At 60.4% G+C, this 22204-nt stretch carries 21 protein-coding genes; 13 read left to right on the top strand and 8 right to left on the bottom strand.

All coding sequences use genetic code 11. The annotated features are described in order from the left end of the window. The first annotated feature begins 44 nt into the window (after nt 1-44). The 4 genes from TX23_RS05410 to TX23_RS05395 all read left to right on the top strand — a co-directional run bounded on the left by TX23_RS05410 (nt 45) and on the right by TX23_RS05395 (nt 3002). Complete coding sequence (locus TX23_RS05410; RefSeq protein ID WP_005785511.1) at nt 45-1322, top strand: flavohemoglobin expression-modulating QEGLA motif protein; 1278 nt, start codon at nt 45-47, stop codon at nt 1320-1322. Between the two features lie 154 nt (nt 1323-1476). Further along, a complete protein-coding gene (locus TX23_RS05405) occupies nt 1477-2382 on the top strand; it encodes an alpha/beta hydrolase (protein ID WP_057701339.1) in 906 nt (301 codons plus the stop codon). Beyond that, on the top strand, nt 2379-2705 hold the full coding sequence (locus TX23_RS05400; protein WP_057701338.1) for a hypothetical protein: 327 nt from the start codon (nt 2379-2381) through the stop codon (nt 2703-2705). The genes TX23_RS05405 and TX23_RS05400 overlap by 4 nt, the downstream gene beginning before the upstream one ends. Nucleotides 2706-2723: 18 nt before the next feature. After that, the gene (locus TX23_RS05395) at nt 2724-3002 is read left to right on the top strand and encodes a hypothetical protein (protein ID WP_198843626.1); all 279 of its coding nucleotides are present in this window, start codon (nt 2724-2726) and stop codon (nt 3000-3002) included. Between the two features lie 49 nt (nt 3003-3051). Here TX23_RS05395 and TX23_RS05390 read toward each other — a convergent pair whose 3' ends face one another. The 3 genes from TX23_RS05390 to TX23_RS05380 all read right to left on the bottom strand — a co-directional run bounded on the left by TX23_RS05390 (nt 3052) and on the right by TX23_RS05380 (nt 4946). Then, a complete protein-coding gene (locus TX23_RS05390) occupies nt 3052-3837 on the bottom strand; it encodes an OmpA family protein (RefSeq protein ID WP_005785517.1) in 786 nt (261 codons plus the stop codon). Between the two features lie 55 nt (nt 3838-3892). Next, nucleotides 3893-4318 carry a DUF4398 domain-containing protein gene (locus TX23_RS05385; protein ID WP_005785519.1) on the bottom strand — a complete coding sequence of 142 codons (426 nt, stop codon included), beginning with the start codon at nt 4316-4318 and terminating at the stop codon, nt 3893-3895. A gap of 283 nt (nt 4319-4601) precedes the next feature. Further along, on the bottom strand, nt 4602-4946 hold the full coding sequence (locus TX23_RS05380) for a hypothetical protein (RefSeq protein WP_057701337.1): 345 nt from the start codon (nt 4944-4946) through the stop codon (nt 4602-4604). Nucleotides 4947-5142: 196 nt separating this feature from the next. Here TX23_RS05380 and ppc point away from each other — a divergent pair, with 196 nt between their 5' ends. From ppc to TX23_RS05350, 6 genes are all read left to right on the top strand, one after another. After that, on the top strand, nt 5143-7788 hold the full coding sequence (gene ppc, locus TX23_RS05375; protein WP_057701336.1) for a phosphoenolpyruvate carboxylase: 2646 nt from the start codon (nt 5143-5145) through the stop codon (nt 7786-7788). Between the two features lie 280 nt (nt 7789-8068). Continuing rightward, the gene (adk, locus tag TX23_RS05370; protein ID WP_032893225.1) at nt 8069-8716 is read left to right on the top strand and encodes an adenylate kinase; all 648 of its coding nucleotides are present in this window, start codon (nt 8069-8071) and stop codon (nt 8714-8716) included. A gap of 91 nt (nt 8717-8807) precedes the next feature. Next, nucleotides 8808-9494, top strand: a complete 687-nt coding sequence (gene tsaB, locus TX23_RS05365; protein WP_057701335.1) for a tRNA (adenosine(37)-N6)-threonylcarbamoyltransferase complex dimerization subunit type 1 TsaB — start codon at nt 8808-8810, stop codon at nt 9492-9494. 160 nt (nt 9495-9654) lie between these two features. Further along, the gene (locus tag TX23_RS05360; protein ID WP_057701334.1) at nt 9655-9957 is read left to right on the top strand and encodes a hypothetical protein; all 303 of its coding nucleotides are present in this window, start codon (nt 9655-9657) and stop codon (nt 9955-9957) included. Then, the gene (locus TX23_RS05355) at nt 9957-10817 is read left to right on the top strand and encodes a DUF72 domain-containing protein (protein ID WP_057701333.1); all 861 of its coding nucleotides are present in this window, start codon (nt 9957-9959) and stop codon (nt 10815-10817) included. Before TX23_RS05360 ends, TX23_RS05355 begins: the two co-directional genes overlap by 1 nt. A 26-nt stretch (nt 10818-10843) precedes the next feature. After that, nucleotides 10844-11542 carry an extensin-like domain-containing protein gene (locus tag TX23_RS05350; RefSeq protein WP_057701332.1) on the top strand — a complete coding sequence of 233 codons (699 nt, stop codon included), beginning with the start codon at nt 10844-10846 and terminating at the stop codon, nt 11540-11542. A 3-nt stretch (nt 11543-11545) separates the two neighbouring features. Here the strand turns inward: TX23_RS05350 and TX23_RS05345 are convergent, their stop codons facing one another. Further along, nucleotides 11546-12166: a hypothetical protein gene (locus tag TX23_RS05345; protein ID WP_057701331.1), complete on the bottom strand. Its 621-nt coding sequence runs from the start codon at nt 12164-12166 to the stop codon at nt 11546-11548. Nucleotides 12167-12262: 96 nt separating this feature from the next. Between TX23_RS05345 and TX23_RS05340 the strand changes: the two genes are divergently transcribed. Next, a complete protein-coding gene (locus TX23_RS05340) occupies nt 12263-13045 on the top strand; it encodes a class I SAM-dependent methyltransferase (protein WP_057701330.1) in 783 nt (260 codons plus the stop codon). Nucleotides 13046-13282: 237 nt separating this feature from the next. Here TX23_RS05340 and TX23_RS05335 read toward each other — a convergent pair whose 3' ends face one another. Then, a complete protein-coding gene (locus tag TX23_RS05335; protein ID WP_057701329.1) occupies nt 13283-13918 on the bottom strand; it encodes a TetR/AcrR family transcriptional regulator in 636 nt (211 codons plus the stop codon). Nucleotides 13919-14011: 93 nt separating this feature from the next. On the opposite strand from TX23_RS05335, the gene TX23_RS05330 reads away from it, so the two are divergent. Both TX23_RS05330 and TX23_RS05325 read left to right on the top strand, forming a co-directional pair. Then, nucleotides 14012-15112, top strand: a complete 1101-nt coding sequence (locus tag TX23_RS05330) for an efflux RND transporter periplasmic adaptor subunit (RefSeq protein WP_057701328.1) — start codon at nt 14012-14014, stop codon at nt 15110-15112. Nucleotides 15113-15117: 5 nt separating this feature from the next. Further along, the gene (locus TX23_RS05325; protein WP_057701327.1) at nt 15118-18183 is read left to right on the top strand and encodes an efflux RND transporter permease subunit; all 3066 of its coding nucleotides are present in this window, start codon (nt 15118-15120) and stop codon (nt 18181-18183) included. Nucleotides 18184-18346: 163 nt separating this feature from the next. Here TX23_RS05325 and TX23_RS05320 read toward each other — a convergent pair whose 3' ends face one another. Genes TX23_RS05320 through plsB form a run of 3 tightly spaced genes read right to left on the bottom strand, consistent with a single transcriptional unit; the run spans nt 18347 to nt 22036 of the window. Continuing rightward, nucleotides 18347-19036 carry a DUF4197 domain-containing protein gene (locus TX23_RS05320; protein ID WP_057701326.1) on the bottom strand — a complete coding sequence of 230 codons (690 nt, stop codon included), beginning with the start codon at nt 19034-19036 and terminating at the stop codon, nt 18347-18349. 27 nt (nt 19037-19063) lie between these two features. Continuing rightward, nucleotides 19064-19465, bottom strand: coding sequence for a YbaY family lipoprotein (locus TX23_RS05315; protein ID WP_057701325.1), 402 nt, complete (start codon nt 19463-19465; stop codon nt 19064-19066). 51 nt (nt 19466-19516) lie between these two features. Continuing rightward, on the bottom strand, nt 19517-22036 hold the full coding sequence (gene plsB / locus TX23_RS05310; protein ID WP_057701324.1) for a glycerol-3-phosphate 1-O-acyltransferase PlsB: 2520 nt from the start codon (nt 22034-22036) through the stop codon (nt 19517-19519). Nucleotides 22037-22204: the final 168 nt, after the last annotated feature.

The raw sequence follows: 22204 nt of genomic DNA, 5'->3' as shown, positions 1-22204 counted from the left end.
AGCAAAGCCTGAGAGGGTTCAACGTTTAAAGAGGGAAATACCGGGTGGACGATTACCAGCAGACGATACGCAGCTTGTCCGATCGCATTGTGCTGGCGCAGACACCGATCCGGGTTCTCGACGCAGTGAAGTGGGACGAGAACATCCGCCAGGGTTTTCTCAAGGCCAAGGGCAAGGCCATGCCTGCCGTGGACCGCGATTACTACCTGAACCGGCCCCTGTCTTTTGATTCCAGTGCCGTGAAGCTGGAGTTCCAGAACATCGAGCGCGACATCACCCGCCGCCTGGGGCAGTTCAGCCCGGTGGGGCAGATCATGCGGCGCATGTGCCGCGAATACCGCATGGTGGTGCGTATGCTTGAAGCGCGCGGCACCGAGGACTTTGGCCTTATCTCTCAGGAACTGTACGGCGCTGCCTCCGATGCGTTCCACGCCGGCGACCCGACCCTGGCAGACCTGGGGCTGATGCTCTCGGACTACCTGAACAATATCGATGGCCGGGGCGATCTCAAGGACGAAGCCAAGACCCTCACCGCCAAGGACGCCGTAAGCCTGCTGCAAACCCGTCTGAACAAGGTGTTTGGCGAAGCAGAAGAGACCATTCGCGTGTTCGAATCCGACGGTATCGTCGCCGATGCAGCCGCGGGCGCCGACTACATCAAGATCCGCGCCGATGCGATGTTCAATGACCGCGACGTGCGCGCCCTGGAAGTACACGAAGGGCTGGTGCATGTGGGCACCACGCTCAACGGCCAGAACCAGCCGATCTGTACGTTCCTGTCCAAGGGCCCGCCGTCGTCCACCGTGACTCAGGAGGGCCTGGCGATCCTGATGGAAATCATCACGTTTGCCTCCTATCCCAGCCGCTTGCGCAAACTGACCAACCGTACCCGCGCCATCCATATGGTGGAGGAGGGCGCCGACTTCCTGCAGGTGTTCGAGTTCTTCCGTGAGCAAGGCTTTGAAATGGCCGAGAGCTATGGCAACGCCAGCCGGGTGTTCCGTGGTTCGGTGCCGACCGGTCTGCCGTTTACCAAGGATCTGTCCTACCTCAAGGGCTTTATCATGGTCTACAACTACATCCAGCTCGCCGTGCGCAAAGGCAAGCTGGAACAAGTGCCGCTGCTGTTCTGTGGCAAGACCACCCTGGAAGACATGCGCACCCTGCGCCAACTGGTGGATGAGGGGCTGGTGGTACCGCCCAAGTACCTGCCGGAGCAGTTTCGCGATATGAACGCGCTGGCGGCGTGGATGTGTTTCTCCAACTTCCTCAACCATTTGAGCCTGGATCGGATCGAGGCGGATTACTCCAATATCCTGTAACTGACGAAACCGAATCAAAAAATGTGGGAGCTGGCTTGCCTGCGATAGCGCTGGGTCAGCCAGCACTCAGTCACTGATAGACCGCTATCGCAGGCAAGCCATCTCCCACATTTGATCTTTACTGGTCTTCAGAACTTTCGCGAGGTTTCAACGGATGAGAATCCTCGGCATTTTATGCCTGCTACTCACATTGAACGGCTGCAGCTCCTTGCTGTTCTACCCCGAGCCCGGCCTACCCTTCACCCCAGAAAAAGCCCACCTGCAATACCGCGACGTCACGCTCACCACCGCAGATGGCGTGAAACTGCACGCCTGGTGGCTGCCGGCCAAACCCGGCGTGCCTCTCAAGGGAACGGTGCTGCACCTGCATGGTAACGGCGGCAACCTCGCCTGGCACCTGGGGGGCAGTTGGTGGTTGCCGGAGCAGGGTTATCAAGTGCTGTTGCTGGACTATCGCGGCTATGGGCTGTCGGAAGGCAAGCCGTCGTTGCCGGCGATCTACCAGGATATCGACGCCGCATTCGGCTGGATCGACAAGGCGCCTGAAACCCAGGGTCAACCGCTGATTATTCTCGGCCAAAGCCTGGGCGGTGCACTGGCGGTGCATTACCTGGCAGCCCACCCGGAGCGTCAAGCCCAACTAAAAGCCTTGGTACTGGACGGCGTGCCCGCCAGTTATCGTGACGTAGGACAATTCGCCCTGAGCACTTCCTGGTTAACCTGGCCGTTGCAGGTGCCCCTGTCGTGGCTGGTGCCCGACGCCGACAGTGCAATCAATGCCATACCCCAGCTGACCGGCGTGCCAAAACTGCTGTTCCACAGCCTGGATGATCCCATCGTGCCGGTGGCCAATGGCATCCGCCTGTATCAAGCGGCCCCCCCGCCCAGGGTGCTGCAACTGACCCGTGGCGGTCATGTACAGACATTTGCCGACAAGACCTGGCAAACCGTCATGCTGCGTTACCTGGACGACCCGCAGCACTTCAATGGCCTGCGCCGTCTGGGCGAGATTCCGAATTATCCAGTTCCTAAAGTTGATTCATCAGAGAGCCCGCAATGAGCGAAGAACGCAACATGATCCCGCTGATCCTCACCGGCATCGGCACCATCATCGGTACAGTCGGTTGCCTGTGGTACTACGGCTACTTGCACTTTGCCAAACCCGAAGATGCGTTGTTGCTCAGCGACTTCACCATGCTCAAGACCGTGCCCGGTGAGGATTACAAAGTCTCCCTCACGCCCGCCGCACAAGTGGCGCAGTGTGTCGACGGTGTGCTGGTGATGTTTGATACCGATCAGAAAGGCTTGAGCGGCGTGCTGGTGAACAACAAGAAGCAGGCCGTGCGTTGCATGGGGGAGCAAACCCCGCAATTGCAGGAGTAGGCCTGAGGATCACAACGCTTGATCAGCGCCCCGACGAAAATACCGGGAACCGTTTTGTGTAAAAAAGCCACAGAGGGCCATGTAACTTACACAGAAGGGGGCGGGGAAGCAGTGATCGATATTAATGTGATACGCAACATGCTGGCCATGGCCAGGGCGCATCAGGCGTTGGAGCGGCACGATGCCCAAGAGCAGGCGCGTAACAAATTGACTGGCAACCCGCCAGGCAACCCCACAAGCGCGAAGATGATAACGCCGCCGGATGAAGATACCGATCGTCCAATCACATTTTCGTAGCCAAAAAAAACCCACCGCGAGGTGGGTTTTTTTATCACTCAACAATCAATCAGTTAGCAACGGAAGACCGTGGCTTGACCGGCTGGTTGTCGTTGGAGATGGTCACTTCAACGCGACGGTTCATGGCACGGCCAGAAACGCTGCCGTTGTCGGCAACCGGATATTCCTTGCCGTAGCCCTGAGTCACGATGCGCGAGATATCCACACCTTGTTGAGCCAGTGCACGCTGTACGGAAGCTGCACGACGCTCCGACAGGCTCTGGTTGTACGAGTCCGAACCGGTGCTGTCGGTGTAGCCTTCAACGATGACTTTACGGTCCGGGTTGTCGCGCAGGAACTGCGCCAGCTTGGTGATGTTCACCAGGCCGCTGGATTTCAGGTCGGACTTGTTGGTGGCGAACAGTACGTCACCGAAAGTCACCAGGGTGCCACGGTCGGTTTGCTTGGCGTTCAAGCTGTTTTGCAACTGCTTGATTTGCGCGTCACGGGCGTCCAGCAGGGCGCGGGCACGTTCGTCGCCGGCGTTTTTCAGCTTGGCTTCGGATTCGCGCAGGACGATGGTGTCCTTGGCCACTTCAACGCGCTGGTTGGTCAGGTACGCGAGTTGGTCGACTTTCTTCTCGTCTTCGTTGTCGCGGTACGCCTTGTCAGCCTTGTCCAGCCATTCGCTGGCGTCTTTGGTTTCCAGGGCTGCCAGTTTGGTGGCTTGCGGGTTGGTTTGCAGGGCCGAGAAATTGGTCCGTGCATTTTCCAGGTTCGCGTTCGGCGGGGTGGAGCAGGCCGCCAAGGCAACGCTCATCGCCAGCAGGGCAGGGATCATCAATTGTTTACGCATAGTCGTGTCGTCCTTTCAATTCGATATCAGGTGCGATGCAGTCAAGGGGCAGTGCTTACTTCTGCATGATTGCAGCTGGGCGCATGCCTTCCTTACGCAGTTCTTCAACAGCCTTCTGAGAATCCTTCACAGCCTGTTGAGCCTTGGCAGCCTGGGCTTTACGCTCAGCGACGCGGGCATCCCACTCGGCTTGTTCAGCCAACTGACGAGCTTTCTCGTAGTTTTTGTCGTGCATCGCGATTTCAGCTTCTTTGAGCTTGTCCTGAGCCGACTTCATTTCAACGGCTGCAAACTCGGTACCGCCAGCGCTCACGGCGCTGTTAACGGCCGACTGGGTCACAGCGTACTGCTCGGTTGGAGGGTTGCCGGCGCAGCCTGCCAGAACGAAGCTGGTGCCGATTGCCAGCGCGGCCAATTTGAGCCCGCGCAGGTGGTTAAACGAGGATTTGGCGGTGCTGGTGTTCATCGTCTTCAACTCCATTGGATAACTCCTGAAAAACATCAAAATCCATCGTGGCGTATCGGTTGCGGGCCCGGCGATAAAGCACATGACGCCAGTTCAAACGACCGTTCCACAAGTGATGGCTACTGGCTGTGACCTGAGGCTTTTTTCAAAAGTTCAGCGGATATGGCGATTTGCCTAAAAAAATATCTGACTGAATGGTCAGTGTTCAGGATATGGAACTTTCCCAGCGCGCAGCGGTACTCCGAACCCGTAAAAGGCCCGGAATACCTGGGTTAAATTGACGTCAATAAACTGTTTTTCAGTGCTTCTGTTCGTCAGCGCTTGCGGACAAATCATGCAAGTAGCGGCGCGACAATGTCAGAAACCTGGGGGTGAGACCCACGTCTTCATACAGCGGATCCCCCTCTTCATCGGTGGCAATCACCTGGTCACCCTTGATATAGGGAAAGCTTTCTTCCAGCTCTTCAAGGGCGGCGCCGATCAACTCGCCGAGCAGTGCTTCGACGTGGCGCTTGGGGTACATCTCGGCAATGGCGGCCAGCCGTGCGGCAGATTCCACATCCAGATGAATCGCGTACTCAGTCTTGGTCAGGCGACCCTTGGCGGTTTCTTCCCAATGCTGGGCCAGTTCTCGAATTTTCATGGCTACCTCAATAAGCCCGCGCAGGCAGGCGGTGATGAGTGACCAGCCGCCCGCGTGAATAACGCGACGGCTTATCCTTGAGACTAGCTCCAAGGCGCAAGGTTTAAAGTGGTTTGCGTTCGGCCTTGTCAGAAACCGATGCCGACGGCACTCTTGAGCACCTGCGCGTCCCGGATTTCTGGCTGGAGATTGGCTGATGAGTGATATCGATGCACGCTTGCGTGAGGATGTTCACCTGCTGGGTGAGCTGTTGGGCAACACCATTCGAGAGCAGTACGGCGATGACTTTCTCGACAAGATCGAGCAAATCCGCAAAGGCGCCAAGGCTGACCGCCGCGGCGCTGTCTCGGACAAGGCGGCCGGCGACGAACTGAGTGCCAGCTTGAATCAGTTGCAGGAGGATGAGTTGCTGCCCGTAGCCCGGGCCTTCAACCAGTTCCTCAACCTGGCCAATATTGCCGAGCAATATCAACTGATTCATCGACGCGATGAATCGCAACCGGCGCCTTTTGAATCCCGGGTCTTGCCGGAGTTGCTGGCACGCCTTAAAAGCGAAGGCCACAGCAATGAATCGCTGGCCCGGCAGTTGGCGCGGTTGGAGATTGAGCTGGTGCTCACCGCCCACCCCACCGAAGTGGCCCGCCGTACGCTGATCCAGAAATACGATGCCATCGCCGCGCAACTGGCCCTGCAGGACCACCGTGACCTCACCAGCGCCGAACGCGAGCAGATCCGCGAGCGCTTGCAACGGCTGATTGCCGAAGCCTGGCACACCGAAGAAATCCGCCGCATCCGGCCCACCCCGGTGGACGAAGCCAAATGGGGCTTTGCGGTGATCGAACATTCGCTGTGGCACGCCATCCCCAATTACCTGCGCAAGGCTGACCAGGCCCTGCACGCTGCCACCGGCTTGCGCCTGCCTCTGGAGGCTGCGCCGATTCGCTTTGCCTCGTGGATGGGCGGCGACCGAGACGGCAACCCGAATGTCACCGCGCCGGTCACCCGCGAAGTGCTGTTGCTGGCGCGCTGGATGGCGGCCGACTTGTACTTGCGCGACATTGATCACCTGGCCTCCGAGCTGTCGATGCAACAGGCCAGCCCGGCGTTGCAAGCCAAGGTCGGCGACAGCGTCGAACCCTATCGCGCCCTGCTCAAGCAACTGCGCGAACGCCTGCGTGCCACACGCCAGTGGGCTCATGCGTCGTTGACTGCCAGCACCCCGGCACCTGCCGATGTGTTGCAAAACAACCGCGACCTGCTGGACCCGCTGGAGTTGTGCTACCAGTCACTGCACGAATGCGGCATGGGCGTGATCGCCGACGGGCCGCTGCTCGATTGCCTTCGCCGTGCAGTGACCTTCGGTTTGTTCCTGGTGCGCCTGGATGTGCGTCAGGACTCCAGCCGTCATTCGGCGGCCATGACTGAAATCACTGACTACCTGGGCCTTGGGCGTTATGAGGATTGGGACGAAGACGCGCGCATCCGCTTCCTGACCCAGGAACTGGCCAATCGTCGGCCGTTGTTGCCGGGGTATTTCAAAGCGTCGGCAGACACTGCCGAGGTGCTCAATACCTGCAAGGAAATCGCTGCCGCACCGGCTGCGTCGTTGGGCTCGTATGTCATCTCCATGGCGGGTGCCGCCTCGGATGTACTGGCGGTGCAGCTGCTGCTCAAAGAGTCGGGCGTACAACGGCCGATGCGTGTGGTGCCGTTGTTCGAGACCCTGGCCGACCTGGATAACGCCGGGCCGGTCATGGAACGGCTGTTGCAACTGCCGGGTTATCGCTCACGGTTGCAGGGCCCTCAGGAAGTCATGATCGGCTACTCCGACTCGGCCAAGGACGCCGGCACTACCGCCGCCGCGTGGGCGCAATACCGGGCGCAGGAGCGTCTGGTGGATATCTGCCGCGAACAGCAGGTGGAGCTGCTGTTGTTTCACGGTCGCGGTGGCACCGTCGGCCGTGGCGGCGGCCCGGCTCACGCGGCGATCCTGTCGCAGCCACCGGGCTCGGTGGCGGGGCGGTTCCGCACCACGGAACAAGGCGAGATGATCCGCTTCAAATTCGGCCTGCCGGATATCGCCGAGCAGAACCTCAACCTCTATCTGGCCGCCGTGCTGGAGGCCACACTGCTGCCACCGCCACCACCGGAGCCCGCGTGGCGTCACCTGATGGACGAATTGGCGGCAGACGGCGTCAGCGCTTACCGCGCCGTGGTGCGCGAGAATTCGCAGTTCGTCGAGTATTTCCGCCAGTCCACGCCGGAGCAGGAGTTGGGCCGCTTGCCCCTGGGCAGCCGCCCGGCCAAGCGTCGCGCAGGAGGGATTGAAAGCTTGCGCGCGATCCCGTGGATCTTCGGCTGGACCCAAACGCGCCTGATGCTGCCGGCCTGGCTCGGCTGGGAAGCCGCATTGAGCAAGGCGCTGGAGCGCGGTGAAGGTGAGTTGCTGGGGCAGATGCGTGAACAGTGGCCGTTTTTCCGCACGCGCATCGACATGCTGGAAATGGTGCTGGCCAAGGCCGATGCCGATATCGCCCGTCTTTATGATGAGCGCCTGGTGCAGCCAGACCTGCTGCCATTGGGGGCGCATTTACGCGACCTATTGTCGCAGGCCTGCGCTGTGGTGCTTGGCCTGACCGGCCAGTCGCAGCTACTGGCCCATAGTCCCGATACCCTGGAGTTCATCCGCCTGCGCAACACCTACCTCGACCCCTTGCACCTGTTGCAGGCCGAGTTGCTGGCACGTTCCCGCCAACAAGAGGCGGCGCAAGACAGCCCTCTGGAACAGGCGCTGCTGGTGTCCGTGGCCGGAATTGCCGCCGGTTTGCGCAACACCGGTTGAGGTTTCTCGCGTGTTCTCAATGGCTTGCGGATCAACCACAACGACCGCCCTGAAAAGGGCGGTCGCTGTTTGAGCAGGCGGGTTGCGCTCAGGCACACCCCGTTGCTGACGCATGTCGGGTGCGGGTTTCTCCTACTTTTGGCGGCTTGTATGGTGAGGGCCCGCTGTGTATCTTGATCAGCCTTTGGCCGTTTGATCGGCCTGGAACCATATTTTTACGAGATTGGCCCCACGCGGCGAATCCGAGCGTCATCTCTATAAAAAATTGAGGAGCACATCGATGCGCGTCATTCTGCTGGGAGCTCCCGGGGCCGGTAAAGGTACTCAGGCAAAGTTCATCACTGAAAAATTCGGCATTCCACAAATCTCCACCGGCGACATGCTGCGTGCCGCCGTAAAGGCGGGCACCGAGCTGGGCCTGATCGCCAAGAGCGTGATGGACAGCGGCGGCCTGGTCTCCGATGACCTGATCATCAACCTGGTCAAGGAACGCATCAGCCAGGACGATTGCAAGAACGGTTTCCTGTTCGACGGTTTCCCTCGCACCATTCCCCAGGCTGAAGCCTTGGTGAAGGCCGGTGTTGAATTGGACGCCGTGGTTGAAATCGCCGTAGAAGACGAAGAAATCGTCCAGCGTATTGCCGGTCGTCGCGTTCACGAAGGCTCCGGCCGCGTTTACCACATCGTCTACAACCCGCCGAAAGTTGAAGGCAAGGACGATGTTACCGGTGAAGACCTGGTGCAGCGTAAAGACGACACCGAAGAAACCGTGCGTCATCGCCTGTCGGTCTACCATTCCCAGACCAAGCCGCTGGTGGACTTCTACCAGAAGCTGTCGGCAGCCCAGGGCAAGCCAAAATACAGCCACATCCCTGGCGTGGGCTCGGTTGAAGCCATCACCGCCAAGGTTTTGCAAGCACTGAGCTGATCCCGCCATCCGCTTTGCGTACAACGGCCCGCTTGCGGGCCGTTGTTGTTTATACTGGCGCACTTTTTTCCCGATTTGGACACCCACACCGATGAGCACCCTGCTGGCCCTGGACACCGCGACTGAAGCTTGCTCCGTTGCCTTGCTGCACGATGGCAAGGTAACGAGCCACTACGAGGTGATCCCGCGCCTGCACGCGCAGAAGTTACTGCCGATGATCAAGCAGTTGCTCGAAGACGCCGGTACCACCCTGGCGGCCGTGGATGCCATCGCCTTTGGCCGTGGCCCCGGTGCCTTTACCGGCGTGCGCATTGCCATTGGTGTGGTGCAGGGCCTGGCGTTTGCCTTGGAGCGTCCGGTATTGCCGGTGTCCAACCTGGCCGTGCTGGCCCAGCGCGCACTGCGTGAACACGGCGCCACGCAAGTGGCCGCGGCGATCGATGCGCGGATGGACGAAGTGTATTGGGGCTGCTATCGCGAAACTGCCGGCGAAATGCGTCTGGTGGGTGTGGAGGCCGTGCAGCCGCCGGAAGCGGCAGGGTTGCCGGCCGATGCCAGCGGTGAGTGGTTCGGTGCCGGCACTGGCTGGGGTTATGGCGAGCGTATCAACGTGCAATTGGCCGGGCAGGATGCTGCGATGTTGCCCCATGCCGAAGACCTGCTGACGTTGGCACGTTTTGCCTTCGAGCGCGGCGAAGCGATTCCGGCGGATCAAGCTGCGCCGGTTTACCTGCGCGATAAAGTGGCGCAGACCAAGGCCGAGCGCGGGATTATTTGACGTCAAAAATAGGCGAATTCGACGGCAAATTTCGCCAATCGTCAGAATTTGCCGCGGTTTTTAAACCTTTTACAAATTATGTGTTCTAGTTATCACCAGAGCATTTGCGCACTACGGAAAGTGCCGCTAAATTGCCATCATTGATACCGAGTCTGCATGTATGCGTATAGACGGCTTCTCCTCACAGTCCTACCCTCTCAAGCGTAAGCCGCGCAAGGCAAACGTGACTGTAGATGAGTCCGTAGAAGATTCGCCCGACTTCATTGAAGTTCACGCTGATTCGCCTTCCAGCGCCAAGGGTTCCGGTAGCGCACGCATCAGCGGCGTTCCTGCCCGTCAGCAAGACATGGTCTTCCCCCGTTCCATGAGCAAAAGCGTCGCCACCGCCCTGGCCAGTTACCTGACCACCGCCGGCTTTGTCGAATGGGATATGGAAGTGCTGGGTCTCGACATTCATATCTGATGGGTTTGCCTTACTACATCGGTTGTCCGTCCTGGAGTGAAAACGCCTGGCGCGAGTACCTGTACCCGGTTGACGCGCGTTCCAGCGATTACCTCGGGCTCTATTCCCAAGTCTTCAATGCCGTTGAAGGCAATACCACCTTTTATGCTCGACCCTCGGCCGCCACCGTGCAGCGCTGGGCCGAGATCATGCCCGCTGACTTTCGCTTCACCGCCAAATTCCCGGGCGATATCAGCCACGCAGGTGACTTGCGCGAGCAATTGCCCGCGGCAGGAAGTTTTGTCGGCTTGATGAGCCCTTTGGGTGAGCGCGTTTCACCCCTGTGGCTGCAGCTCTCAAAGGCGTTTACCCCGCAACGCCTCGCTGAGCTGGCCGGATTCCTCGATGGCATTGATCGGCCGTTGGCGGTGGAAGTCCGGCATGAGCAGTTTTTCGCCAAGGGTGACGCCGAACGTATGCTCAACCGCCTGTTGCGCGACCGTGGCGTCGAGCGCATCTGCCTTGACCCTCGCGCCCTGTTCAGTTGCACGTCAATCTCGGCGGCAGTGCTGCACGCCCAATCCAAAAAGCCCAGGGTGCCACCGCGCCCGGCGGCGCTGACCCAGTTTCCCCAGGTCCGCTTCATCGGGCATCCGCAGCTGGAAGCCAATGACCCGTTTCTGATCCCGTGGGTAGAAAAGATCGCCAGCTGGATCGAAGAGGGGCGCACGCCCTACATGTTCCTGCACACCTCGGACAACCGCCTCGCGGCCCAATTGGCGTTGCGCTTTCATGCAAAGCTGATGGCGCGTCTGCCCGGCCTGCCGCCGCTGCCCACCCTGCATCGAGAGCCCGTTGCACAGCAACTGGGGTTACTCTAGGCGTTCGATTTTTCAAGGATTGAGCCGTGGGTTCGATAAAAGTGCTGGGCCTGCTGTTGCTGTTGGCGGGCGCCTTTGTGCTGGGTGTCTGGCGCGACTGGCTGCCGATGCCGGCTGAATGGAACCCCTGGGCACCCCTTGATGTGCGCGCCAGTCCCAACCTGCTCACGCGCTACAAGCTCAGCCGTTTGCAGGATGAGCCGGCGCTGTGTGACCAGGTCTTGAAAACCTCTGGCCTGCGGGTGACTCGTCAGGCGGATAGCGCAGCCGATGCGGCGTGCCCGTTGCGCAATGTGCTGCGTGTGCAGGGCGCTGAGGTGGCTTTGAACAGCAGCTTTCTGGCCAGTTGCCCCCTGGCTGTGGCGTTTGCGTTATTCGAGCGTCACAGCCTGCAACCGGCCGCCCAGGCTGTGTTTGGCCAGGCAGTGAGTCGGGTCGAGCATTTGGGCAGCTTTGCCTGCCGCACTATCTACAACCGTGCGGACGGGCGCCTGAGTCAACATGCATCAGCCAATGCCCTGGATATCGCCGGTTTTCGCCTGGCCGATGGGCGCAGCATCAGCGTGTTGAAGGATTGGCCGGGGGAGGGCGACAGCGCGCGTTTCCTGCGCCTGGTGCGCGATGGCGCCTGTGACGACTTCAACGTGGTGCTGAGCCCGGACTACAACGTTGCCCACCGCAACCATTTTCACCTCGACATGGGGCGATGGTGGGTGTGTCGCTGAGGCTTAAGCGGCCAGGCGCAGGTTGTGGGTAACCAGTGGGCGCGCCCAGTAGTAGTCGAAGTCCAGCGCCTTCTGTTGCGCGATGATTTCTTCTTCGGGGTATGGCGTGGCCGCTGGTGGCAACAGGTCCAGTTCGAACTCGGCAATCGGCAAATGCAGTGGACGCGGCTGGGGCGCCGGGCCGGGTGCTGGTAGCGGTTGGCCGGCGTTCAGCACAATCGGGCGAACCCAACCGCTGTCGAAATCCTGCTGGCGCTGCTGGGCGACGATTTCTTCTTCCGGGAACGGCGTGGCCGCCGGTGGCAGCAACTCGGTTTCGAATTCGGCAATCGGCAGGAACAGCGGCTCAGGCGGGGCGATCTCGGTGTCTTTTACATCGCACTCACGCTGGGTGAGGATCTGCGAGAGCAGGTCGGCGCCTTCGCTGGGTTCCACCGTCGGGTCGGTCGTTGCAGGCGCCTTGGCCGCCAGTGCCTGCGACGTTTCACCAAGCTGTTCGGCCAGCGCACGGGCGAAGAAGTCCTGCCACACATGACTCACCCCGGCCAGCGCTTGAGTATTGCGCAGGCCGTAGTGGTTGTGGGTCGGCAGTACACCGATGGTTAGGGGAAGAATGTCTGACATTTTTCTCGGTCGACGCTCAGCTCTGGCAAAATACCTGACTGCTTTTTTTATCGGCCGCTGTTTGCCGATCCTTAATATTTTTGAGCGTAGCGATTGATGAACGAACAACCAGCGGCCAGCCGCATCCAGGTCCAGGCGTTGGCCGACAGTTTCCAGGCCCGCGCCGAGCAGTGGGCTTCGCAGCTGGGCTTGCCGCTACAGGTGGCGGATGCGGATTTTTCCCTGCAAGTGGGCGAGCAGGGGCTGCAATTGCAGCAGCTTGGGCCAGATGCGCCGGGACCGGTGCGGGTCGACTTTGTCGAAGGTGGCGCGGCGCACCGGCGTTTATATGGCGGTGGCAGCGGGCAAATGATCGCCAAGGCCGTTGGCATTGCTCAAGGCGTGCGGCCTCGGGTGCTGGACGCCACCGCCGGCTTGGGCAAGGACGCGTTCGTACTGGCCAGCCTTGGGTGCGAGATGAGCCTGATCGAACGCCAGCCGCTGATCGGCGCCTTGCTCGAAGACGGCCTGGCCCGCGCTGCTCAGGATTTTGAGGTAGCGCCGATTGTGGCGCGCATGAAGCTGCTCAAGGGCAATTCCATCGATGTGATGCTCAATTGGGAGGGTGAGCCGCCCCAGGTGATCTACCTGGACCCGATGTTTCCACACCGCGAGAAAACCGCCCTGGTGAAGAAGGAAATGCGCCTGTTTCGACCGCTGGTGGGCGATGATCCGGATGCGCCGGCCTTGCTCGCGGCCGCCCTGGCGTTGGCCAGCCACCGCGTGGTGGTCAAGCGCCCGCGCAAGGCGCCGTGCATTGACGGGCCCAAGCCGAGTCATGCACTGGATGGCAAATCCAGCCGTTATGATATCTATCCCAAAAAAGCCCTGAAGCCTTGAAGTTGGGCCGTTCCCAGGGTGTCGGGGGCAAGCCGAAGCGTACATTGCCCTCTGTAGGAGCGAGCTTGCTCGCGAAAAACGTCAACGATAACGCGTGCTTGCTGAATCAACGCGGCGCCTGTGAGTTTTTCGCGAGCAAGCTCGCTCCTACAGGCATTAGGGCAAGCTCCCTCGCCACAGGTTCGGCGGCGCACCAAAGTGGTGTCGATACCTATGCTCGTGCGTGGGAACGGTAGTTCAGGTTCTAAACGCCCGCATAAACAACCTCACCACATCCTGCACATGCGCCTCGGCCTCTGCCGCGCTCAGTTGCCCGCCGCAGCCGTACAACAAGCGAAAGTTCGCCGTGCCCTTGAGCAGGCAAAAGAAGTGTTCGGCCGCTTTGAAGGGGTTATCGATGCGCAGGGCTCCGCTCTGGTCGATCTTGCCGAGCAGGCGCTCCATGCCTTGCAACATGCGCATGGGGCCGGCGTCGAAGAAGATCTGAGACAGCTTCACGTCCTGATTGCCGCTGGTCATCATCAGGCGATGCAGGTTGACCGACTCCTCGCTGTTGATCAGCCGATGAAAGCCGCGCGCGATGTTCAGCAAAACCGTCTCTACGGGTATGCCTGCGGGTAGCTCGAAGTACATCACCGGCAACTGCTCTTCACATTTGGCCACCACCGCAGCGGTGAACAACGTCTCTTTATCGGTGAAATGGCTGTAGACGGTGAGCTTCGAGACGCCCGCCGCAAGGGCGACGGCATCCATGCTGGTGTTCGCATAGCCATTGCCCAGGAACAGGGATTTCGCCGCTTCGAGGATTGCCTGGCGTTTTGCCATGTCCTTGGGGCGCCCGGGGCTTGCGGTGTTTACAGGATTGTCGGACATTTTCACCTTTAATACTGGACTGGTGAGTTTGGTATTAATAACATACCGGCCAGTATAATTATTCCAAGCTCCATTTGCGAAAGGTCCTTCAGCATGCGCAGCGCGTTCCTGCCCCTTGCTTTGCCTGTCAGCCTGGTCTTTTTATTGGCCGCCTGCGGCCATGAAGAAGCGACCCAGGCTACCGTCCGTCCAGCCATGGTGGTGCAACCGCAGCCCTCGGCACAGGCAATGGACAGCTTCCCCGGCGAAGTACGTGCTCGTTATGAGCCAGACCTGGCCTTTCGCATCGGCGGCAAAGTCAGCAAGCGGCTGGTGGAAGAGGGCGAGCGGGTCAAGGCCAACCAGCCACTGGCTGAACTCGACCCCCAGGATGTGCGCCTGCAACTGGAAGCCAGCCGTGCCCAAGTGGCTGGCGCGCAGGCCAATCTAAGCCTGGTACGGGCTGAACGCGATCGCTACAAGACCCTGATGGATCGTCAGATGGTCAGCCGCTCGCAGTACGACAATTCCGAAAACCTCTACCGAGCAGGTGAAGCGCGCCTCAAGCAGATCAAGGCCGAGTTCGACGTATCGAGCAACCAGGCCGGGTATGCCGTACTGCGCGCGCCCCAGGACGGCGTGGTTGCCAAGCGTGCTGTTGAGGTGGGCCAAGTCGTGTCTGCGGGCCAGACCGTATTCACCCTGGCCACCGATGGTGAACGCGAAGTGCTGATCAGCCTGCCCGAGCAAGGCTTCGGTCGCTTCAAGGTCGGCCAGCCGGTGTCGGTAGAGTTGTGGAGCCAGCCCGAACAGCGCTTTGCCGGACGCATCCGTGAGTTGTCTCCCGCGGCCGACCCGAAATCCCGCACCTTCGCCGCCCGTGTTGCCTTCACCGGCGGTCAGGTGCCTGCCGAACTGGGCCAGAGCGCGCGCGTGTTCATACAAGCCGACGGGGTCATTCCTCTCTCGGTACCGCTGTCGGCCCTCAGCGCAGAGAACGGCGCGTCCTTCGTCTGGCGGGTACAGCCGGACAACACCCTTCAGCGCACGCCGGTGCGCATTGGCGCGTTCGGTGAAAAAACCGTGCCGGTGCTCGAAGGCTTGGCGCCCACCGACTGGGTGGTTGCCGCAGGCGTGCATGTGCTGCATGAGGGCCAGCAAGTGCGCCCAGTGGATCGCTCCAACCGTGTTGTGAATCTGGCGGCCAAGGAGTAGTCCCGATGGGTTTCAATCTTTCCGAATGGGCGTTGCGTAATCGCCAGATCGTACTGTTTCTGATGATCCTGCTGGCTGTGGTCGGCACTTTGTCTTACACCAAGCTGGGGCAAAGCGAGGACCCGCCCTTTACCTTCAAGGCGATGGTGATCAAGACCAACTGGCCCGGCGCCACGGCCCAGGAGGTGTCGCGCCAGGTCACCGAGCGCATCGAGAAAAAGTTGATGGAGACCGGTGAGTACGAGCGCATCGTGTCCTTCTCGCGTCCCGGCGAATCCCAGGTCACTTTCATCGCCCGTGACTCGATGCGTTCGGCGCAGATTCCTGAGCTGTGGTACCAGGTGCGCAAGAAAATCAGCGACATCCGCCAAACCTTGCCACCGGATATCCAGGGGCCGTTTTTCAACGACGAGTTCGGCACCACCTTCGGCAATATCTACGCCCTGACCGGCGACGGTTTTGACTACGCCGTGCTCAAGGACTACGCCGACCGCATCCAGATTCAGCTGCAACGGGTGCCGGACGTGGGCAAGGTCGAGCTGCTTGGACTGCAAGACGAGAAGATCTGGATCGAACTGTCCAACCTCAAACTTGCGACCCTGGGTCTGCCGTTGGCCGCGGTACAGCAAGCGTTACAGGAACAAAATGCCGTATCGACGGCCGGCTTTTTTGAAACCCCGAGCGAGCGCGTACAGTTGCGCGTGTCGGGCAACTTCAAAACCGTGGAGCAGATTCGCGACTTCCCGATTCGAGTGGGCGATCGCACCTTCCGTATCGGCGATGTGGCTGAAATCCACCGAGGCTTTAACGACCCACCGGCACCGCGTATGCGTTATATGGGCGCGGACGCCATCGGCCTGGCCGTGGCCATGCGCGACGGTGGGGATATTCTGGTACTGGGCAAAGCCCTTGAGGGCGAATTCGCACGCCTGCAAAAGAACCTTCCTGCGGGCATGGAGCTGCGCAAGGTGTCGGACCAACCGGCAGCGGTGAAGACCAGCGTCGGCGAATTCGTCCAGGTGCTGGCAGAGGCACTGGCCATTGTATTGCTGGTGAGTTTTTTCTCCCTCGGTGTGCGCACTGGCATGGTGGTCGCCCTGGCGATCCCGCTGGTACTGGCGATGACCTTTGCCAGCATGTATTACCTGGGCATCGGCCTGCACAAGATTTCCCTTGGCGCTTTGGTGCTGGCCCTGGGCTTGCTGGTGGATGACGCGATTATCGCCGTGGAAATGATGGCGATCAAAATGGAGCAGGGCTACGACCGGCTCAAGGCCGCGAGTTTCGCCTGGACCAGCACTGCGTTCCCCATGCTCACCGGTACCTTGATCACGGCGGCAGGGTTTTTGCCGATCGCCACCGCGCAATCGAGCACCGGCGAATACACCCGCTCGATCTTCCAGGTGGTGACCATTGCCTTATTGGCCTCCTGGGTGGCTGCCGTGGTGTTTGTGCCGTATCTCGGGGAAAAGCTGCTGCCGGACCTGGCGAAAATTCACGCGGCCAAGCACGGCACCGATGGCCCGGATCCGTACGGCACACCTTTCTACCAGCGCGTAAGACGTTGGGTGGAGTGGTGTGTACGTCGGCGCAAGACGGTCATCATTTTGACCCTGCTGTTGTTCATCGGCTCGGTCGCATTGTTCCGCTTTGTACCGCAGCAGTTCTTCCCGGCTTCCGGGCGCCTGGAACTGATGGTCGACCTGAAACTGGCCGAAGGCGCCTCGCTGAGCAACACCGCCGAGCAGGTCAAGCGCCTGGAGGCGCTGCTCAAGGCGCATGCGGGTATCGACAACTATGTGGCCTACGTGGGCACCGGCTCGCCGCGGTTCTACCTGCCGCTGGACCAGCAACTGCCGGCCGCCAGCTTTGCGCAGTTCGTGGTGTTGGCCCACACCATCGAGGAGCGTGAAAGCTTGCGCACCTGGCTGATTGAAACGCTCAACGAACAGTTCCCGGAGCTGCGCTCGCGGGTCACTCGCCTGGAGAATGGCCCGCCCGTGGGCTACCCGGTGCAGTTTCGCGTGACCGGCGAACACATCGAAGAGGTCCGCAACCTGGCCCGCAAAGTGGCGGCCAGGGTGCGCGAAAACGCCCATGTGGTTAACGTGCATCTGGACTGGGAAGAGCCGAGCAAGATCGTGTATCTGAATATCGACCAGGACCGTGCGCGCGCCCTCGGCGTGAGTACCGCCAACCTGTCGAAATTCCTGCAGAGCTCTCTGACCGGTTCCAGCGTCAGCCAGTACCGGGAGGACAATGAATTGATCGAGATTCTCCTGCGCGGCACCGCCCACGAACGCACTGAATTGTCACTGCTGCCCAGCCTTGCCGTGCCCACCGATAACGGTAAAAGCGTAGCGCTGTCGCAGATCGCCACCCTCGAATACGGTTTCGAAGAAGGCATCATCTGGCACCGCAACCGCCTGCCGACCGTGACCGTGCGCGCCGACATCTACGGCAAGGAGCAACCGGCGACCCTGGTGCAGCAGATCCTGCCGACGCTCACAGAGGTGCGCGCCGAATTGCCGGACGGTTACCTGCTGGAAGTAGGCGGCACCGTTGAAGACTCCGCTCGCGGGCAAAACTCGGTGAAGGCCGGCGTGCCGCTGTTTATCGTGGTGGTGCTGACCTTGCTGATGCTGCAATTGCGCAGCTTCTCACGCACGGCGATGGTTTTTCTGACTGCTCCCCTGGGCCTGATCGGGGTGACCCTGTTCCTGCTGGTATTCCGCCAACCCTTCGGTTTTGTCGCCATGCTTGGCACCATCGCGCTGTCGGGCATGATCATGCGTAACTCGGTGATTCTGGTGGACCAGATCGAGCAGGACATCAAGGCTGGGCTGGCACCGTGGCAGGCGATTATCGAAGCGACCGTGCGCCGCTTCCGCCCGATTGTGCTGACGGCTCTGGCGGCGGTATTGGCGATGATCCCGCTGTCGCGCAGCGTGTTTTTCGGGCCGATGGCTGTGGCGATCATGGGCGGGTTGATCGTGGCGACCGCGTTGACGCTGCTGTTTTTGCCGGCGTTATACGCGGCGTGGTTCAGAGTCAGGAAGGATGCAGCGTAGTGAGGACTTTGCCGTTTCACGAGCATTTGGTTTTTCAGGGTTCTTTGCCAGGCCAGGCGGCCTTGGTATTGGCTTTCGTTAAACCCGTGACAGGTCTGGCCTGAAACAACTGCGCCAAGGCCCGTAACAAGCGGCCTTGGCGCAGTAGGGTAGCAGTGCGGGGTTACAGCGCTCCAAACACCTTCTTTGCCAGGCTGGTGGCAGCCGCCGCCGGATTCTTGCGAATCGTCTCTTCCTGCTGCGCAATCATCTTGAACAAACCATCCAGCGCTTGCTCGGTTACGTAGTTTTCGACGTTGGCGCTCTTGGCGTCCACGGCGCCGAAGGCCGCAGCCTTGCCAGCCAGGGCGTTGTACTGCTGAGCCACGCCAACCTTGTCGGTAGAGGCCTTGACGATAGGCAGGAACTTGGCGCGGATTTCCTCTCGGCTGCTTTTGTTCAGGTATTGGGTGGCAGAATCCTGACCACCGCTGAGGATACCCTTGGCGTCGGTCACGCTCATGTTTTTCACGGCATTGACCAGAATCGGCTGGGCCTGGGTCACGGCGCTTTCAGCCGCTTTGTTCATGCTGGTTTCCAGCTGCGTGACCTGGTCACCCATGCCGAACATTTTCAGTTTGTCGGCGACTTTGTTGAGCTTGCCCGGCAGGCCGATTTTTACTTCCGGGTTGTCGCTGAAACCGCCGGGTTTGCCCAGTTGTTTGACGGCAATCTGCGCACCTTGGGTCAGGGCATCCTTGAGGCCGCCGTTGGCGTCGCCCTGAGACAGGCTGCCAAGGTCCAGGGCCATGGCGTTGGCACCAAACAGCAAGCCGGCACACAGGGCGGTGAGGCGAAGAGATTTGCGGAGCATGGGCGCTTCCTTATGAAGTGGGAATGATCAGTGTGCGGCCGCATCAACCCGCAGGCGCAGCGGTTGTGGGTCCTGGCCGTTGAGTTGCACGGTGTGCCGCTCGGTGGTGATAAACAGTAGTTTGCCGTCCAGCTCGATGCGAGCGCTGACCGAATAGGTGTGGCCCGGTTTGACCTGGGCCGGGTCATAGCTCAGGTGAAACGGCAGCGGCACCTGGCCTTTGACCGGGCCTTTCTGTTCGGCGAGGGTCACGGCTGGGGCGTCCATCAGGGACACATCTTGCAGGCTGACGCTCAAGGTGGCGGCCGGTGGCAAGGCGATGCGTTGCAGGTAGAACACTTCGCCGTCGAGGCTGGCTTTGGGCGTTGGGGTCATTGAGTGGCAGGCTCCGAGCAGGGCGGTCAGGCCCAGGAGGATGATCTTTTTCATGGTGCAGCTCCTTTTCAACGGCGCCGGAATCCGCCCGGCGCCTCAGTCACTCTAACGGCTTTGTTCAGGTGTGACAGTGTCTGCGTGCGCTGGCGCTTCGGCCGCGCCGTCCACGCGATGCAGGGCCACCTGCCGGATCGACAGGCGAATATCGGCTGGCAGCACGCGTTTGGCGGCGCCTTCGGCCAGTTCGCCGAGCAGATCGTGATAGCCCAGTTTGCCGGCTTCATCACGACGCAGCACATCTTGCTCCAGCAACGTCTGGATAAAATGTCGGAAAAGACTTTTGTCGAAGAATTCCGGCGCGTTGAGGCCGTGCAGGATCGACAGGCGCTGGGCCATGATCGTACACAGGTCTTCCAGTTCTTCGGCGCTGATGCTGTTCTGGCCGCTGTTGAGCAACAGCGAGATCGCCATGTAGAACCGTTGCAGGGTCTGGGCGATGCTTTTGGACAACAGCGTCAGCAGAACAAACTGCCGCGAGCTTGGCGCCGGGCGCAGGTACACGGCGTTTTCGAAGCGCAGCAGACCTTGCTCGACAAACGCGTCCAGCCATTGGTCGACCACGGTGTCCAACTCTTCCAGCGACCATCGGATAAACAGCTCCGATTGCAGATACGGATAGAGCGCATGGGTAAAACGCAGGATCTGTTCGCGGCTCATGCGCGAGCTGCTCTGGAAGAAGCTCGCCAGCAACGCCGGCAGGGCGAAGATGTGCAGCACGTTGTTGCGGTAATAAGTCATCAGGACGGCGTTCTGTTCGTCCAGGTACACAATCTTGCCCAGGGCGTCGCTTTGCTCCGACAGCAGCTTCATGTCCTTGACGTGCTTGATCAGCGCCAGGCCATCGCCTTCCGGCAGGGTGGTGTGGGGCGAGTAGGGCACGCGGCGCAACAGCGCCAGGTACAGGTCCAACTGGCGGGCCATGGCTTGTTCATCCAGGGCCAGGCGGGTGGTAGATAGCAGCGCCAGCGCCACCAGGTTCACCGGGTTCACCGCAGCGGCTTCGTTCAAGTGGCGCGCCACCTGTTCGCCGAGGCGATTGGTGGTCTCGTTGAGCCAGGCCGGTTTGTAGTTCGGCCCCAGTTCCTGGGCGCGCCAGTCCGGTTGTTCGGCGTCGAGGAATTCTGCCAGTTTGATCGGCTCGCCGAAGTTGACTGCCACTTGGCCGAAGCGTTGCTTGAGCGCGCCGACCACTTTGAAGATGTCGAAGATCGACTCTTTCTTTTTGCTCGCGCCACGCAGTTCGCCCAGGTAAGTGCGGCCTTCAAGCACGCGCTCATAACCGATATACACCGGTACGAACACGATGGGCATGCGCGAGGAGCGCAGGAAGCTGCGTAGGGTGATCGCCAGCATGCCGGTTTTCGGTTGCAGCATGCGCCCGGTGCGCGAGCGGCCGCCTTCGACGAAGTACTCCACCGGGAAGCCCTTGGTAAACAGGGTATGCAGGTATTCGTTGAACACCGAGGTGTACAGCGGGTTGCCCTTGAAAGTGCGGCGCATGAAAAACGCACCGCCACGGCGCAGCAGGCTGCCGATCACCGGCATGTTGAGGTTGATGCCGGCGGCGATGTGCGGCGGGGTCAGGCCGTTCTTGAACAGCAGGTAGGACAGCAGCAGGTAGTCGATGTGGCTGCGGTGGCAAGGCACGTAGATCACCTCGTAGCCCTGGGCCACCTGTTGCACGCCTTCGATGTTATTGACCTTGATGCCGTCGTAGATCTTGTTCCAGAACCAGCTCAATACCACTTCCAGGAAGCGGATCGCGGTGTAGGTGTAGTCCGAGGCAATTTCGTTGCCATAGCGCAGGGCCAGCGCCTTGGCTTTTTCCGGGGCGATCTTTTCGCGTTCGGCTTCATCCGCAATGGCTTGGCGCACCAGCGGCATGTTGACCAGGCCCTTGACCAGATTACGCCGGTGGGACAGGTCGGGGCCGATCACCGCCGTCTTCAGGTTACGAAAGTGCACACGCAGGATGCGCTGGGCCATGCGCACGGTACGTTCGTGGCCTTTATTGTGCTCGATCAATTCACGCAGGTTGATAGGCGCGGAGAATTGCACGCGGGTCTTGCGCCCCAGGATCAGGATGCTCAACAGCCGGCGTAGACGCCCAGTGACCGCCCAGCTGTCGGCGAATAACAACTTCCACGGGCTGGACTCGCTTTCGGGGGATTGGCCCCAGAACACGCTGACCGGAATGATTTGTGCATTCTCTTCGGCGTGTTCGGTGAGGGTGTTGACCAAGCGCGTCAGAGTTGGCGGCGCGCCGCGCTTGTCCTGGCGCCCGAGCCAATCCGGATCCGGCGTGAGATAGAAGAACGCCGCGGGCTCCATCAATGGGCCTACCGAAACCGGCAGCACCGGGCGTGGCAGGCCGGCCTTGGTGCACTCGGCATCGACCACCGCCAGCTCGGTGAGGGAGGGGGATTGCAGGACGTAGAAAACCGGCCGGCTGCGGTCCAGGTTAAGGGTGAGGGACGACTGATTGATCGTCTCCGAGCGAACCCAGAGGTACAACAGTCGGCGCAAGGTGCCAAACACCAGACGGCGGAACGGGGAGCGGGTCATAGGCGAACTGCTTCAAGTGGAAAAAACCGAGCAGATGCTCGGGCAGGTAGTGTGCCGTATTCACCGAAAATCGGCAAAAAAGCAGCGATGTAAACTTGAGTTGATGGTTTTTGAGCCTGTCTTATACTCGGCAGTTCAATACGTGCGACTCAACAATAAAAACCAAGT

It is taken from the genome of Pseudomonas paralactis, from assembly GCF_001439735.1.
Classification (GTDB): domain Bacteria; phylum Pseudomonadota; class Gammaproteobacteria; order Pseudomonadales; family Pseudomonadaceae; genus Aquipseudomonas; species Aquipseudomonas paralactis.
This window is presented reverse-complemented; position numbering and strand designations above follow the sequence as displayed.

Excerpts from the sequence above, each read along its gene's own strand:
- TX23_RS05405 (WP_057701339.1), top strand. The coding sequence starts at position 1,477 with ATGAGAATCCTCGGCATTTTATGCCTGCTACTCACATTGAACGGCTGC.
- TX23_RS05400 (WP_057701338.1), top strand. The coding sequence starts at position 2,379 with ATGAGCGAAGAACGCAACATGATCCCGCTGATCCTCACCGGCATCGGC.
- TX23_RS05390 (WP_005785517.1), bottom strand. The coding sequence starts at position 3,837 with ATGCGTAAACAATTGATGATCCCTGCCCTGCTGGCGATGAGCGTTGCC.
- TX23_RS05385 (WP_005785519.1), bottom strand. The coding sequence starts at position 4,318 with ATGGAGTTGAAGACGATGAACACCAGCACCGCCAAATCCTCGTTTAAC.
- TX23_RS05380 (WP_057701337.1), bottom strand. The coding sequence starts at position 4,946 with ATGAAAATTCGAGAACTGGCCCAGCATTGGGAAGAAACCGCCAAGGGT.
- ppc (WP_057701336.1), top strand. The coding sequence starts at position 5,143 with ATGAGTGATATCGATGCACGCTTGCGTGAGGATGTTCACCTGCTGGGT.
- adk (WP_032893225.1), top strand. The coding sequence starts at position 8,069 with ATGCGCGTCATTCTGCTGGGAGCTCCCGGGGCCGGTAAAGGTACTCAG.
- tsaB (WP_057701335.1), top strand. The coding sequence starts at position 8,808 with ATGAGCACCCTGCTGGCCCTGGACACCGCGACTGAAGCTTGCTCCGTT.
- TX23_RS05360 (WP_057701334.1), top strand. The coding sequence starts at position 9,655 with ATGCGTATAGACGGCTTCTCCTCACAGTCCTACCCTCTCAAGCGTAAG.
- TX23_RS05355 (WP_057701333.1), top strand. The coding sequence starts at position 9,957 with ATGGGTTTGCCTTACTACATCGGTTGTCCGTCCTGGAGTGAAAACGCC.
- TX23_RS05345 (WP_057701331.1), bottom strand. The coding sequence starts at position 12,166 with ATGTCAGACATTCTTCCCCTAACCATCGGTGTACTGCCGACCCACAAC.
- TX23_RS05340 (WP_057701330.1), top strand. The coding sequence starts at position 12,263 with ATGAACGAACAACCAGCGGCCAGCCGCATCCAGGTCCAGGCGTTGGCC.
- TX23_RS05335 (WP_057701329.1), bottom strand. The coding sequence starts at position 13,918 with ATGTCCGACAATCCTGTAAACACCGCAAGCCCCGGGCGCCCCAAGGAC.
- TX23_RS05330 (WP_057701328.1), top strand. The coding sequence starts at position 14,012 with ATGCGCAGCGCGTTCCTGCCCCTTGCTTTGCCTGTCAGCCTGGTCTTT.
- TX23_RS05325 (WP_057701327.1), top strand. The coding sequence starts at position 15,118 with ATGGGTTTCAATCTTTCCGAATGGGCGTTGCGTAATCGCCAGATCGTA.
- TX23_RS05320 (WP_057701326.1), bottom strand. The coding sequence starts at position 19,036 with ATGCTCCGCAAATCTCTTCGCCTCACCGCCCTGTGTGCCGGCTTGCTG.
- TX23_RS05315 (WP_057701325.1), bottom strand. The coding sequence starts at position 19,465 with ATGAAAAAGATCATCCTCCTGGGCCTGACCGCCCTGCTCGGAGCCTGC.
- plsB (WP_057701324.1), bottom strand. The coding sequence starts at position 22,036 with ATGACCCGCTCCCCGTTCCGCCGTCTGGTGTTTGGCACCTTGCGCCGA.